The organism is Solibacillus sp. FSL R7-0668 (assembly GCF_038006205.1).
Taxonomy (GTDB): domain Bacteria; phylum Bacillota; class Bacilli; order Bacillales_A; family Planococcaceae; genus Solibacillus.
Genome location: NZ_JBBOUU010000001.1, coordinates 2,112,400 through 2,127,406, shown reverse-complemented (window position 1 = coordinate 2,127,406; position 15,007 = coordinate 2,112,400). Strand labels below are relative to the sequence as shown.

The window sequence follows — 15,007 nt, the reverse complement described above, 5'->3', positions numbered from 1 at the left end:
ACGCTGAGAGGTGTACGTACGGTTCGGGGAGGAGTTCTTGGAAACCTAGCATAGAAATATGCCAAGGCGCTGGGTTCTTACTCTACTTCATGCCCTGTACATTTGTTGGCTGGCAGCACCCGTCATGTAAGGGACTAGGCCAGGGTGATATTCCAGATAAGGATAAAACAAACCCCGCCATTATAAAAAAATACGGAGGCTACGGGGTAGATGCAAATGGTGATGGAGTAGCTGATCCGTTCGATATTGAGGATGCCGTTTTTAGTGCAGCCAAATTTTTATCGATTGCTGGGGTGAAGGATGGTCAATTCAAAAAGGCAATATACCAATACAACCACAGCGACGAATATGTGCAGGATATTTTACATTTTTACAACCAATATAAAGATTACGGTGACCAATTAAAATTAATTGCACTAAACGATTAATTTCGCAATGCTACCCAAAAAGGGAATGTCTCGGAAGTACATCCGAGACATTCCCATTCTTCATCAAGATTAAGATTATGTTGCTTTACGCATCGATTTCATAATAAAGCTTACGATGAAAATTAATACGATGGCTCCGATTAATGCTGGGAAAACATAGAAGTCCGATACTTTCCAACCCCAGTTACCTAAAACCATACTACCAATCCAAGAACCAATAATACCTGCAACGATATTTCCGATAATCCCGCCCGGAACGTCTTTACCTAAAATAACACCTGCTAACCACCCAAGAATTCCTCCGATGATTAAGAACCAAATGAAACTGATCATTTTTACTTCACTCCTTTGAAATAATATAAAAGATAATTGCATCTAATTAATTATTTCCAATATGCCAAAGGATTAAACCTGTTTTTATTAAAATAATATTGTTAGTTCATGTTTTATATGATAGTTGCGCCTAAAGATGATTCAAAATGACTAAGTGCCCATTTATGTCCAATATCATTGAAGCTAGCGACAGCATCTTTATAAACAGTAATGTTGTAGCCTAAGTTATAGCTGTCCACTGCTGTATGGAGTACACAAATATCGGTACAAACGCCGACGATTACGACTTCATTGACTTGTCGCGCACGTAGTAAAATATCTAAATTTGTACCTGCAAATGCACTGTAACGAGTTTTATCGAATGAAATGACGTCGTTTTGGTATTTTTCATACATGTCTTTTACGGCACCAAATAGCTCACGTCCGTGCGTTCCTTCAATATTGTGGGGTGGAAAAAGCTTCGTCTCGGGATGAAACGGATCATTTTCTTGATGCAAATCGTTAGCGAAAAAGACATAGTGTTTTTCTTGAACGAATTGTTCAATTAATGAAGCGATTTTTTTTTCGATTGCTTGCCCAGGTGCACCACAAGTTAATTTTCCATCTGATGCGACGAAATCATACGTATAATCAACGACTATTAGCGCTTTGTTACTCATTTTAAAAACCTCCCATAAGTTTGTCCTTCTATTATGCCATGTTAGTATAAATTATGTTTAGTAAAAAAAGTTAGCAAAATATTCAGAAAGTTTTGATTTTTGGGCGCGGCTAGTGTATAGTAATTCGTAACACAACTAAATGAGGTGATGTGAATGGATATGGCATTAATGAAAAAACTAAATCGTCAAGGTCTATTGTTTGTAGGAATTCACACTTTAATCGTGTTAAATTTTGCATTGGAGTTTTTATTTGTACACTAAATTTGTTAACTAATGAACCTAGCAGATTGTTGCTAGGTTTTTATTTTGGTAGGAAACACGTTGTGGAGAAACATTGTGTGCAGGATTTATTTGCCAATTGAGAACGTTTGTTCTATAATGTGGAAAACTATATTTGGAGGTAATGCGGATGAGACCCAATCTAACAAAACAAATCAGTGCAGAAAGCTTTAGAGAATATTATTGGTTAAAAGAAGAATTGCAATCTTTTTGTAGAGAAAATGGCATAAGTGCTTCTGGTTCCAAAATAGAAATTTCCAATAGAGTTGTAACATTTCTTCTAACAGGAGAAATCAAAGTTCCGATTAGAAAATCTAAATTAAAGAAAAAGGAAGAGCCACAAGTAGCTTTAAGTCTTGAAACCGTCATAACGGAAAACCATCGCTGTAGCCAGCAGGTAAGAGCGTTTTTTAAGAGCGTAATTCCGAAATTCCACTTTTCTACTTACATTCAAAACTACTTTAAAGCTAATATTGGAAAGACCTACCAAGATGCTGTGATGGCATGGCACGAAGAAGAGACAAGAAAAAAAGATCCCTCGTATAAATATAGTATTGCCCCACAATTTGAATACAATCAATTTATTCGTGACTTTTATGCCGATTCAAATAATCAAGGAAAAAGTCGTGAGGAAGCAATAGCTGCTTGGAATGACATCAAGAAACGTCCTGGCAGCAATAAATATCGCGTTAACGATGCCGATTAATGAGGGAGTGAACAATCTTATCGATCCTATTTTATAGAGGTATTTTCACAAAGAATAACGTTGAAAGCATAAAACATTTCCCATACATAAAGGAAATTTGAGATTCATAGCGAAATTTCCTATATTAAACGATTAAAGGAGGGAACTGAATGCAGCGATATCATGATGCATTTCAAAATATAGAGCACCCGTTTGCGTGGCTTGATTTAGATGCGCTCAATCGCAATATTGCGTACGTCAATAAAAGCTGTGGGGACAAGCAAGTACGCATTGCAACCAAATCGATTCGTTCCGTGCCCGCGCTTGAGTATATTGCAAAGCGCCTCAATCATTTTGCAGGCTTTATGACATTTACTGCGAGTGAATCATTGTTTTTATTTGATAATGGGCTCGACAATTTATTGATTGGCTATCCCGTTTATGAACAGCATGCGATAAGCCAGTTGGCACAATGGGTGAAAAAAGGAAAGTCGCTTACATTTATGGTTGACCATGTAGACCAGGCGGCGTTATTAAATGCCATTGCCCGTAATTTAAATATTACACTGCAAGTTTGTATCGATATTAATGTTTCGACGGATTTTAAAGTATTATATTTTGGCTCCAAACGTTCTCCGATTACCAGTTATGCAAAATTAGATGCGTTATTACAGCAGCTCAAAACATTTCCCTACATACAAATCACGGCGGTCATGGCGTATGATGCCCAAATTGCTGGGGTTGCCGATCAGACTAAAAATTATTTTGGAGCAAAGGGCGCACTTATTCGCACATTGAAAAAGCAGTCTTTACAGAAGATTACAGCGCTACGTCAGTTTTCTGTTGCACATGTCAAAAGCATGTATGACTTGGCGTTTGTGAATGCGGGGGGCTCTGGCAGCATGAGTTGGTGTGCGCAACAACCGGATGTAACAGAAATTACAGTTGGCTCCGCATTTTTTGCCCCGGCATTATTCGACCATTACGAAAGTCTACATTTAACACCTGCTGTCGGCTTTGCGCTACGTGTGACACGCCAATTTTCGGATGACATCGTTGTCTGTCATGGTGGAGGCTATAGTGCGTCCGGGGCGGCGGGAGTAGACCGCTTACCGACCTTTTTAGAGCCGAATCGATTTGCACTTCTTCCATTAGAAGGCGCAGGGGAAGTACAAACACCTATCTTGGTCAAGCAGGGTACGGTATCAATTGGGGATACGATTTATATGCGTCATGCAAAAGCTGGAGAACTAGGTGAGCGATTCCATGTGCTACATACAATTGAAGGTGGTAAGTACAAAGGACCACTCAAAACATATCGGGGGGAAGGACAATGTTTTCTTTAAATAAATGGAAGAATGGTCAAAAGTGGACGAACTGGTCTGAGAGCTATGTATCGTATCCAAGCATGTATTATGCACCACATACAATCGAGGAAGTAGCCCAAATTGTTAAGGAGCACGCGTTACTAAAACGAACGATTCGTGTGACAGGTGCTGCACATTCATTTAGTCCCGTTGCTTTACCGGAGCAATCAGCGCTATCACTACATCATATGCGCGGCTTAATATCAGTGGATCAAGAACAGCAAACCGCTACATTTTGGGCGGGGACCTATTTATATGAAGTGGGCTCGATGTTAGCGCAGCACGGCTTTGCACTTAGCAACATGGGCGATATTCAGCAGCAGACACTTGCCGGCGCGATCTCAACAGGTACACATGGGACAGGCATTGAATTTGGGTCCTTTTCTTCTATGGTGACAAGCTGGGGCTTTGTCAATGGGGAAGGCGATTATATCGAGCATGAGCGAGGCGAGGATGCATTATCGGAAAGCTTACATGTTTCGGTTGGGATGCTCGGTATTCTAGTAAAAGTAACATTATAGGTTGTGCCGCTCTATAGTTTGGCTTATACGTCTGAGCGCAGCAATTTTTATAGCGAAGTTTCTCTGCTACAGCAAACGATTCGAGATTACCGGAATGTCGAGTGGTTTTATTTCCCTGGAAGTGAACACATTCAAGTAAAAAAGATGCAGGCCGTTGCACCGGTAGATCAACCAAAGTTCGAAAAATTTGTGGATCAAATTAAGGTGCAAGCATTGGAAAATGGTGTGTTTTATATCGCCTCGGAGCTTTGTAAGTATATGCCAAAAGCAAGCTTAACGGTGAGTAAACTGGCGTCAAAGGTAGTCGGTGGAGAAGAACGCACGGGGAAAAGCCATGAAATTTATCCATCTCCGCGTAGTGTGAAGTTTGTTGAAACCGAATATGCCATCCCCTTGTCACAGGTAGAAGCCTGCTTGGAGGAAGTGCATGCTATGTTTAACAAGCAGCAGTTTGATGTTCATTTCCCTATCGAAATCCGTACAACAGCAGGAGAAGCCGGCTACTTAAGTCCGACTCAGGGACAGGAAAGCGCGTTTATCGCATTCCATATGTATAAAGGCATGAATGAGGGGCCGTATTTTGATTGGGTTCATGAGACGATGCAAAAATATAACGGACGTCCACATTGGGGTAAACAAAATCGTTATCATAAAGATAATATTGATTTTTACTATAGTAATGCACAAACATTTAATGAAATTCGGAAACAGCAAGATCCGAATGATGTTTTTTTAACGCATTATTTCCGCAATATCTTTGGAGAATATCAAATTAATAAATAAATTATTTAAAAATTCAAATTATCAAAAAATAGTACCAGGAGAGAAAAAGCATGCAACAATGAGGATGAAAGCGATTCCAATGTTTGTGAACTTTTTGAATTGTATAAAAAATTCAAAAAATAGTATTGACGCCATAGGCAAATTCGTACTATGATAACAACAATTTAGTACACCGCTTCGTAAAACTTCACAGTGATGTCAGTTTATAGCGAGGTAGGATTCGACGCTTACGAAATAAGAAGTTTGAATATTTCGAGAATCGTCGAAATATGTATAAGATAGATCATACATCGAGAGTAAATGCAATACGTTGAGGGGCGTTTAAAATGAGAAGTGACATGATTAAACTTGGAGTTGACCGAGCTCCACACCGTAGTCTTTTATATGCTACTGGAAAAGTAAAGGCGAGAGATTTGGAGAAGCCTTTTATCGGTGTTTGTAACTCTTACATTGATATTATTCCGGGACATGTTCACTTACGCGAGTTTGCGGACGTTGTCAAGGAAGCCATTATAGAAGCGGGTGGGATTCCATTCGAATTCAATACAATCGGTGTAGATGATGGCATTGCAATGGGTCACATTGGGATGCGCTATTCATTACCATCACGAGAAATTATCGCTGATTCAGCTGAAACCGTTATTAACGCACACTGGTTCGATGGGGTGTTCTACATTCCAAACTGTGACAAAATCACACCAGGGATGTTAATGGCAGCGGTTCGCACAAACGTTCCATCTGTCTTTGTATCTGGTGGCCCTATGGAGGCAGGTACATCGGCATCAGGTAAAACACTTTCATTAACAAGTGTTTTTGAAGGCGTCGGCGCACATAAAGCTGGCACGATGACGGCAGAGGAATTGCTAGATATCGAAAACAACGCATGCCCAACATGTGGTTCATGCTCAGGGATGTTCACAGCGAACTCGATGAACTGTTTAATGGAAATGTTAGGCTTAGCATTACCAGGTAACGGCACAATCGTCGCAACGAGTGAAAAACGTAAAGAATTAATCTACGAAGCAGCAAAACATTTGGTGCGCATGATTAAAGAAGACGTAAAACCACGCGACATCGTAACAAAAGAAGCAATTGATGATGCTTTTGCGCTTGATATGGCAATGGGTGGCTCTACAAACACTGTACTTCATACATTAGCCATCGCAAATGAAGCGGAAATCGATTATAACATTGAAGATATTAATAAAGTAGCAGAGCGCGTACCGTATTTAGCGAAAATTATGCCAGCATCGGATATTTCGATGGATGACATTGCAAAAGCAGGTGGTGTGCAAGCGATTATTAATGAATTAACAAAAATACCGGGGGCGATTCATCCAGACCGTCCTACCGTTGCAGGTGTGACAATGCGTGAACTTGTCAAAGATTATGAAATTTCAAACGACAAAGTCATTCGCACAAAGGATAACCCATATAGCCCGGTTGGTGGTTTATCGGTATTATTCGGTAACATCGCACCAGAAGGCTCCGTTATTAAAGTCGGTGCAGTGGATCCTTCGATTAAGAAGTTCGTAGGTGAAGCAATCGTCTTCAACTCACAAGAGGAAGCACAACAGGCAATTGATGAAGGTATTGTTCGTGAAGGGCATGTTGTTGTCATCCGCTATGAAGGGCCAAAAGGTGGTCCTGGAATGCCTGAAATGCTTGCACCAACGTCAGCGATTCAAGGTCGCGGGCTCGGTACAAAAGTTGCATTAATTACAGATGGACGTTTCTCCGGTGCATCACGTGGTATTTCAATCGGTCATATTTCTCCAGAAGCAGCTGAAGGCGGTCCAATCGCTTTAGTGAATAATGGAGATACAATCGAAATTGATCTACCAAGTCGTACAATTAATTTAAATGTTTCCGATGAAGAATTAGCAAAACGTCGTGAAAGTTTACAACCGTTTGAACCAAAAATTAAACGCGGCTGGTTAGCTCGTTATTCAGCGTTAGTAACGAATGCTTCAAAAGGCGGCGTCATGAAAATCTAACGAAAAATTTAATCGTCAAAACGTTGATGAGGTTAAAGGTTACAGAGCTTTGTATTTACCAGAGAGCCGGTAGTGGTGGAAGCCGGCGATACAACTGTATCCGACATCCCCTCGGAGTGAGCTATTAAACGCAATTCGCCATTAGATAGCTCCGGGCATAATCGAAGTGCTCGTTATTAATGAATCGTGCGCAGGAGTTTAGTTGCACAGTTTTCTCATATGAAAGCTGGAACTCTGCGATCCACATGATTCGCGAGGTAGCAAAGTGGAATTGGTTGCTTTTATTAAAAGTACCTATTTTCTCAAAGCTATAAACAAGGGTGGTACCATGGAAAGTCTTTTTCATCCCTACGTAAGAGGTGTTCTTTTGCGTGCGGAGAAAAGGCTTTTTCTTTTTATCTAAAATTCCAATGATAATACATTTTTTAATGAAGGAAGGAGAATTTTACATGAGTGCAAATGTTTCAGAAAATCAAGAAACCCAGCCACAAGCAGAAGAAATCAAAAAACCGCGTGATGGTGCTGATATTTTAGTGCAGGCGCTACACGATCAAGATGTAGATATCATTTTCGGTTATCCAGGTGGAGCTGTGTTACAAATTTATGATGCGATTTACCGCAATCCAATTCGCCATATTTTAACGCGACATGAGCAAGGCGCGATTCACGCAGCAGAAGGCTATGCGCGAGTGATGAATAAACCGGGCGTTGTTATCGCGACATCAGGTCCTGGTGCGACAAACTTAGTAACAGGGATTGCTGATGCGATGATTGATTCGATTCCACTTGTCGTGTTTACGGGTCAGGTAGCGACTTCTGTTATCGGTACAGATGCTTTCCAAGAAGCCGATATTATGGGGATTACAACGCCAATTACAAAGCATAACTACCAAGTGCAAGATGTACGCGATATTCCGCGCATCGTAAAAGAAGCGTTCCATATTGCTAATACAGGTCGTAAAGGGCCAGTTGTCATTGACTTCCCCAAAAATATTTCACAAACGGTGTTCCAAGATGAAATTCAAGCACCTGAAGAGATTTATTTACCAGGTTATCAGCCAACAACAAAGCCAAACTATTTACAAATTCAAAAGGCCATCCAAGCGTTAACTTTAGCGAAAAAACCATTAGTACTTGCTGGTGCGGGTGTTTTATTTGCCGATGCACGTGAACAATTGACTGAATTTATCGAAAAATACAATTTACCGGTAGTTAACACATTACTAGGACTTGGTAGCATCCACGGAGATCATAAACAGTTCTACGGAATGGCGGGGATGCATGGCTATGCAACAGCAAACGATGCCATTACAAAATGTGACTTACTTATTAATATTGGCGCTCGCTTTGATGACCGCTTAACAGGGAATTTAGCAACATTTGCACCAAACGCGACAATCGTTCATATCGATATCGATCCAGCTGAAATCGGCAAAAACGTTCCAACGGATATTCCAATCGTAGCGGACGCAAAAGAAGCCCTATTTGCCTTACTAAAGAAGGATTTCCAAGTAGCTGACACATCGGCTTGGATTCAATATTTAAACGAAAGTCGTGAAAAATATCCATTATGGTATGAGGATGCTGGGGAAGAAATTTTACCACAGCAGGCGATGGAAATTATTCACCGTATAACAGATGGAGAAGCAGTCGTGACAACAGACGTAGGGCAACATCAAATGTGGGCAGCGCAATACTACCGTCTAAACAATCCACATGGCTGGGTAACATCAGGTGGTCTTGGAACAATGGGCTTCGGCTTCCCAGCAGCGATTGGCGCACAATTCGCGAAACCAGATAAGAAAGTAATTTCAATCGTAGGGGATGCTGGTTTCCAAATGACGAACCAAGAGCTTGCGTTATTAAAAGAATTCAACTTACCAGTTAAGGTCGTTATTTTAAATAACAGCTGTCTAGGCATGGTACGTCAATGGCAGGAAACATTCTACGACGAGCGCTATTCTCAAAGCTTAATGCCGATTCAGCCTGACTTTGTAAAATTAGCAGATGCGTACGGTATTAAAGGTATTCGCATCGAAAAGTTATCTGAAGCAGAAGCGATGTTTGCAGAAGCCATCAATTCAGATGAGCCAGTTGTCATTGACTGCCGCGTGAAGCAGTTAGTGAGTGTATACCCAATGGTAGCGCCTGGTAAAGGATTACATGAAATGATTGGAGTGAAAAAACCATGAAACGTGTTATCACTGTAACCGTAATTAATCAAAGTGGTGTTTTAAACCGTGTGACTGGTTTATTAATGAAGCGTCAATTCAATATCGAATCAATTACAGTAGGTCATACAGAGCAAATGAACTCTTCCAAAATGACTTTCATCGTAAATGTAGAGGATGAAACAAAAATTGAACAGCTGATTAAACAGTTGTCCAAACAAATTGATGTATTAAAGGTCAATGATATTACGGAAAAAGCGATTGTTTTACGTGAACTCGCTTTAATCAAAGTTGTATCACCACCCAATTTACGCTTAGAAATGAATGCCATCGTGGAGCCATTCAGACCACAAGTAGTCGACACTTCGAAAAATGTTGTCACGTATGAAGTAGTAGGGCATCCCGAAAAAATCGACGCATTCATTGAGTTAATTCGCCCATATGGCATTAAAGAATTAACACGTACAGGTGCTACAGCTGCCATCCGTGAAGCTCAAAAGGTAGAGGGTCCACAGTTATCCATTTTAAAATAAGGTTTTCCATACGGGGCGGAGGATGTCATCCAATGCCCGTATTTCAAAAATATATTACTTAACTTATTGGAGGAAATGAAAATGTCAAAAATGTATTATGAAAACGAAATCAACGAACAAGTATTAAAAGGTAAAAAAATCGCGATCATCGGCTATGGTTCACAAGGCCATGCACATGCGCTTAACTTAAAAGAATCAGGTTTTGATGTAGTAGTAGGTATCCGCCCAGGTAAATCTTATGACGCTGCAAAAGAAGATGGCGTAGAAGTAAAAACAGTAGCGGAAGCAGCAGCTGAAGCGGATGTAATCCAAATCTTACTTCCAGATGAGCGTCAAAAAGCAGTTTACGAAGCAGAAATCGCGCCACACTTAACAGCTGGTAAAGCATTAATGTTCGCGCACGGCTTCAATGTACATTTCGGTCAAATCCAACCACCAGCAGACGTAGACGTATTCTTAGTTGCGCCAAAAGGTCCTGGTCACTTAGTTCGTCGTCAATTCACTGAAGGTGCTGGCGTTCCTGGTTTATTCGCAATTCATCAAGATGCAACAGGCCAAGCGCGTGACTTAGCACTTGCTTACGGTAAAGGGATTGGTTCAGCTCGTGGTGGCTTACTTGAAACAACATTCGCAGAAGAAACAGTAACAGACCTTTTCGGTGAGCAAGCAGTACTTTGCGGTGGTACAACGGAATTAGTAAAAGCAGGTTTCGAAACATTAGTAGAAGCGGGTTACCAACCAGAATTAGCGTACTTCGAAACATTACACGAGCTTAAATTAATCGTTGACTTAATGTTCGAAGGCGGTATGGCGACTATGCGTTACTCAATCTCAGACACAGCTGAGTGGGGAGACTATGTATCTGGTCCACGTATCATCGACGCTTCAGTAAAAGCACGTATGAAAGACGTATTAACGGACATCCAAGACGGTACATTCGCGAAACGTTGGATCGAAGAAAACGAAACAGGTCGCCCAGAGTACACGAAATTCAAAGAAGCTGGTGCAAACCACCAAATCGAAGAAGTAGGCGCAAAATTACGTGCGATGATGCCATTCATCAACCAAGGCAAAACAAAGGTTACAGTGAAATAATATGCGAAAAATTGACATTTTTGATACAACATTGCGCGATGGGGAGCAATCGGCTGGCATTAACTTAAATACAGCTGAAAAGCTAGAAATCGCAAAGCAGCTAGAGCGTTTAGGTGTCACAATTATTGAGGCGGGATTCCCTGCCTCATCTCCTGGTGACTTAGAGGCGGTATCATTAATTGCCAAAACGGTGAAGAATTCGATCGTAACAGGCTTAGCTCGCGCAGTTAAAAGTGATATCGATGCGGTTTGGGAAGCGATTAAGCATGCGGAGCAACCTCATGTACATACATTCATCGCTACAAGCCCAATCCACATGGAATACAAGCTAAAGAAAAATCCAGATGAAGTCGTAGAACAAGCTGTCACAGCAGTAAAATACGCAAAAGAGAAATTCTCATTAGTGGAATTTTCTGCGGAGGATGCGTTCCGTTCTGACAAGGAATTTTTAGTACGTATTTGCCAAGAAGTGATTAAAGCAGGAGCAACAACGATCAACATTCCAGATACAGTTGGTTATGCGTCACCAGAAGAATATGGGGCATTATTCCGTTATTTACGTGAAAATGTCATCGGTTCAGAAAACATTAAATTCTCCGCTCACTGTCATGACGATTTAGGAATGGCGGTAGCGAATTCAATTGCAGCCGTGCAAAACGGTGCAGACCAAGTAGAGTGTACCATTAACGGTATTGGTGAACGTGCTGGTAATGCCGCATTAGAAGAAATCGGTGTCGCACTTCATATTCGTAAAGACTTCTACGGTGTCGAAACGGGTCTGAATTTAAAAGAAATTAAACGTACTTCACAAATGGTAAGCCGTTTGACGAATGTAGTGATTCAACCAAACAAAGCGGTTGTTGGGAAAAATGCATTCGCGCATGAATCAGGCATTCACCAAGATGGCGTTCTAAAAAATCCTGAAACGTACGAAATTATTTCACCAGCACTTGTTGGGGAAGATGAAGTACCATTAGTTTTAGGCAAACACTCTGGTCGTGCAGCATTCCGTGATCGTGCGGAAACAATGGGCTTCCAGCTATCAGACGAAAAACTAAATAAAGCATTCGCCGAGTTCAAAAAACTAGCGGATCGCAAAAAAGAAGTTACCGAAGAAGACTTAACAACGATTTTAACCGAGCAACAAGTGTCATTTGAAAATGTGCCACTATTCGAATTAAAATCGGTGCAAGTACAATACGGTACAGAAAATATCCCTACAGCGACAGCATCTGTTGTTACGCCAGAAGGAGATGTTAAAACACTTGCCGCTACAGGCTCTGGTTCAGTAGAAGCGATCTTCAACACATTAGAGCAGCTTGTCAATGGTACAGTAAATATTTTAGATTACCGCGTAAAATCAGTAGGCAAGGGACGCGACGCATTAGGTGAAGCTGTTATTAACTTAAAATATAATGGCTACACATCAACAGGTCGCGACTCCGCACAAGACGTATTAGAAGCGTCAGCAAAAGCCTACCTAAACGCGATCAATCGCCATTTAATCCAACAGTATGTTCGGGAAGAGCAAGCTGTAATGCAATAAATAAATAAGCACCATCAATTTTGGTGGTGCTTCAACTACAAGTAATTTCACGTCGAAAGAAAGGTGTTTTTCAAATGGAAAAGAAAATTACAGTACTACCAGGTGATGGCATTGGTCCAGAAGTTGTTGCAAGTGCGGTAAAAGTATTACAAGTAATCGGGAAGCGTTTCAATCATACGTTTCAATTAGACTATGCGGCAATTGGCGGGGCAGCAATCGATCAATATAACAACCCACTACCAGATGAAACCATTGCAAAATGTGAGGCGAGCGATGCCATTTTATTAGGTGCAGTTGGCGGTCCGAAATGGGATAATAATCCACCTGAATTGCGTCCAGAAAAAGGTTTGTTAAAAATTCGTAAGCACTTCGATTTATTTGCCAATTTACGTCCTGTAAAAGCATTCCCAAGTTTACTTGCGTCTTCTCCATTAAAACGTGAAGTTGCGGAAAATGTTGACTTAATGATTGTCCGCGAATTAACAGGAGGGCTTTACTTCGGGGAGCCACGTAAAAAAACAGATGCAGGTGCTATTGATACATGTGTGTATTCACGTGAGGAAATTGAGCGAATCGTAGACAATGCTTTCGAATTAGCTCGCTTACGTCGTGGCAAACTTTGCTCAGTAGACAAAGCAAACGTACTCGATACATCCCGTTTATGGCGTGAGATTGTAGAAGAAAAGAAAAAGCAGTACCCAGATGTAGAAACAGAACATAACTTAGTGGATTCAGTGGCAATGAAGCTGATTACAAATCCAGGTCACTATGATGTCGTCGTGACAGAAAACTTATTTGGCGACATTTTAAGTGATGAAGCTTCTGTTATTACGGGCTCTTTAGGGGTATTACCTTCTGCGTCTATTCGCGGCGATAACTTCGGCCTTTACGAACCAGTACACGGTTCAGCACCAGAAATTGCGGGTCAAGGTGTTGCAAACCCAGCCGCTACAATTCTTTCAGTGGCGATGTTATTACAATACTCATTCGGCTTAAAAGAAGAAGCAGCAGAAATCGAACGCGCAGTTGCCGCAGTATTCGACGATGGCTACTTCACAGGTGACCTAGCACAAGAACATACACGTGCACTTTCAACAAATGAATGGACAGAAAAAGTACTAAACGAAATTGACGCAAGCTTCGTTTCGGATAGCATAATGATTTCATATAACTAAGGAACGGTGAATACTATGGGGAAAAATATCATTGAAAAAGTGTGGGAACAACATGTCGTACATCGTGAAGCTGGCAAGCCAGATTTACTGTACATCGATTTACACTTAATCCATGAAGTAACAAGCCCGCAAGCGTTCGAGGGACTACGCTTAGCAGGCCGCAAAGTGCGTCGTACAGACCTGTGCTTTGCGACAATGGACCACAACGTACCAACAAAAAACTTACCAACAATTAACGACCCAATCGCGAAAAAGCAAATTATGACACTTGCTGAAAACGCAAAAGAGTTCGGGATTGAACTTGCTGATATCGGTCACCCCGATCAAGGGATTGTGCACGTCATTGGCCCAGAGCTTGGTTTAACACAACCTGGTAAAACAATCGTGTGTGGTGACTCCCATACAGCGACACATGGTGCATTCGGTGCAATCGCATTCGGTATCGGTACATCAGAGGTGGAGCACGTACTTTCAACACAAACGCTTTGGCAATTAAAGCCACCAACAATGGAAATCCGTGTCAATGGGGAGCTAGGTGTGGGCGTAACTGCAAAGGATATCATTTTAGCGATTATCGCGAAATGGGGCATCGGCGTTGGTACAGGGCATATTGTCGAGTACACTGGAGAAGCAATTAAAAAGCTTTCAATGGAAGAGCGTATGACGATTTGTAATATGTCGATTGAGGCTGGTGCAAAGGCTGGTTTAATTTCACCAGACGAAACAACGGTAGAATTCCTACGTGGTCGTCGTCATGCACCACAAGGAGAAAAATTTGAGGAAGCAGCAAAATACTGGCTAAGCCTCGCTTCAGATGCAGATGCAACCTATGATGTTGTGCTTGAAATCGAAGCGGATGAAATCGAGCCAATCGTTACTTGGGGAACAAACCCAGCGATGGGCGTTGGCGTATCGAAATCTGTGCCAACAGCAGCTGATTATGATAACGAAACAGACCGTGCTGCATTAGACAAAGCACTGGCTTATATGGATTTACAACCAGGTCAAAAAATTACCGATATTGAAATTCAGCATGTCTTTATCGGTTCTTGTACAAACTCACGAATTAATGATTTACGCGCGGCAGCAGACATCGTAAAAGGTGAAAAGCTAGCACCAGGCGTAAAGGGGATTGTTGTACCAGGCTCTTGGTCAACGAAACAACAAGCAGAACAAGAAGGCTTAGATAAGATTTTCTTAGATGCAGGCTTTGAATGGCGTGAATCAGGTTGCTCGGCATGCTTAGGAATGAATGAAGACGTGATTCCTTCGGGTGAGCGCTGTGCATCAACATCAAACCGTAACTTTGAAGGACGTCAAGGTGCAGGTGCTCGTACGCATCTCGTGTCACCAGCAATGGCTGCAGCCGCGGCAATTCATGGTCGTTTCGTAGACGTTCGTCAACTACAAAAGCAAGAGGCGTAAGGAGAGATTG

At 41.5% G+C, this 15,007-nt stretch carries 14 protein-coding genes; 12 read left to right on the top strand and 2 right to left on the bottom strand.

Going from position 1 to position 15,007, the window contains the following annotated elements:
• The first annotated feature begins 89 nt into the window (after positions 1–89).
• Positions 90–428, top strand: coding sequence for a hypothetical protein (locus MKX47_RS10295; RefSeq protein WP_445683586.1), 339 nt, complete (start codon positions 90–92; stop codon positions 426–428).
• 75 nt (positions 429–503) lie between these two features.
• Here MKX47_RS10295 and MKX47_RS10290 read toward each other — a convergent pair whose 3' ends face one another.
• Together MKX47_RS10290 and MKX47_RS10285 are read right to left on the bottom strand one after the other, a co-directional pair.
• Complete coding sequence (locus MKX47_RS10290; RefSeq protein WP_340773721.1) at positions 504–761, bottom strand: GlsB/YeaQ/YmgE family stress response membrane protein; 258 nt, start codon at positions 759–761, stop codon at positions 504–506.
• A 113-nt stretch (positions 762–874) separates the two neighbouring features.
• Positions 875–1,420, bottom strand: a complete 546-nt coding sequence (locus tag MKX47_RS10285) for a cysteine hydrolase family protein (protein WP_340773719.1) — start codon at positions 1,418–1,420, stop codon at positions 875–877.
• 409 nt (positions 1,421–1,829) lie between these two features.
• Here MKX47_RS10285 and MKX47_RS10280 point away from each other — a divergent pair, with 409 nt between their 5' ends.
• From MKX47_RS10280 to leuC, 11 genes are all read left to right on the top strand, one after another.
• Positions 1,830–2,405, top strand: a complete 576-nt coding sequence (locus MKX47_RS10280) for a DUF6434 domain-containing protein (RefSeq protein ID WP_340773717.1) — start codon at positions 1,830–1,832, stop codon at positions 2,403–2,405.
• Between the two features lie 149 nt (positions 2,406–2,554).
• Complete coding sequence (locus MKX47_RS10275; protein ID WP_340773713.1) at positions 2,555–3,730, top strand: alanine racemase; 1,176 nt, start codon at positions 2,555–2,557, stop codon at positions 3,728–3,730.
• Positions 3,718–4,272: an FAD-binding protein gene (locus MKX47_RS10270; RefSeq protein ID WP_340773711.1), complete on the top strand. Its 555-nt coding sequence runs from the start codon at positions 3,718–3,720 to the stop codon at positions 4,270–4,272. Before MKX47_RS10275 ends, MKX47_RS10270 begins: the two co-directional genes overlap by 13 nt.
• Positions 4,273–4,275: 3 nt before the next feature.
• The gene (locus MKX47_RS10265) at positions 4,276–5,055 is read left to right on the top strand and encodes a D-arabinono-1,4-lactone oxidase (protein ID WP_340773709.1); all 780 of its coding nucleotides are present in this window, start codon (positions 4,276–4,278) and stop codon (positions 5,053–5,055) included.
• A gap of 326 nt (positions 5,056–5,381) precedes the next feature.
• Positions 5,382–7,052, top strand: coding sequence for a dihydroxy-acid dehydratase (ilvD, locus tag MKX47_RS10260; RefSeq protein WP_340773707.1), 1,671 nt, complete (start codon positions 5,382–5,384; stop codon positions 7,050–7,052).
• A gap of 449 nt (positions 7,053–7,501) precedes the next feature.
• The gene (ilvB, locus tag MKX47_RS10255; protein WP_340773704.1) at positions 7,502–9,244 is read left to right on the top strand and encodes a biosynthetic-type acetolactate synthase large subunit; all 1,743 of its coding nucleotides are present in this window, start codon (positions 7,502–7,504) and stop codon (positions 9,242–9,244) included.
• Positions 9,241–9,756, top strand: a complete 516-nt coding sequence (gene ilvN, locus MKX47_RS10250; protein ID WP_340773703.1) for an acetolactate synthase small subunit — start codon at positions 9,241–9,243, stop codon at positions 9,754–9,756. The genes ilvB and ilvN overlap by 4 nt, the downstream gene beginning before the upstream one ends.
• Before the next feature lie 81 nt (positions 9,757–9,837).
• Positions 9,838–10,851 carry a ketol-acid reductoisomerase gene (gene ilvC / locus MKX47_RS10245; RefSeq protein ID WP_340773701.1) on the top strand — a complete coding sequence of 338 codons (1,014 nt, stop codon included), beginning with the start codon at positions 9,838–9,840 and terminating at the stop codon, positions 10,849–10,851.
• Between the two features lies 1 nt (position 10,852).
• The gene (locus MKX47_RS10240) at positions 10,853–12,397 is read left to right on the top strand and encodes a 2-isopropylmalate synthase (protein WP_340773700.1); all 1,545 of its coding nucleotides are present in this window, start codon (positions 10,853–10,855) and stop codon (positions 12,395–12,397) included.
• Positions 12,398–12,471: 74 nt separating this feature from the next.
• The gene (gene leuB / locus MKX47_RS10235) at positions 12,472–13,572 is read left to right on the top strand and encodes a 3-isopropylmalate dehydrogenase (RefSeq protein ID WP_340773698.1); all 1,101 of its coding nucleotides are present in this window, start codon (positions 12,472–12,474) and stop codon (positions 13,570–13,572) included.
• A 15-nt stretch (positions 13,573–13,587) separates the two neighbouring features.
• A complete protein-coding gene (leuC, locus tag MKX47_RS10230; protein ID WP_340773696.1) occupies positions 13,588–14,997 on the top strand; it encodes a 3-isopropylmalate dehydratase large subunit in 1,410 nt (469 codons plus the stop codon).
• The last annotated feature ends 10 nt before the right edge of the window (positions 14,998–15,007 follow it).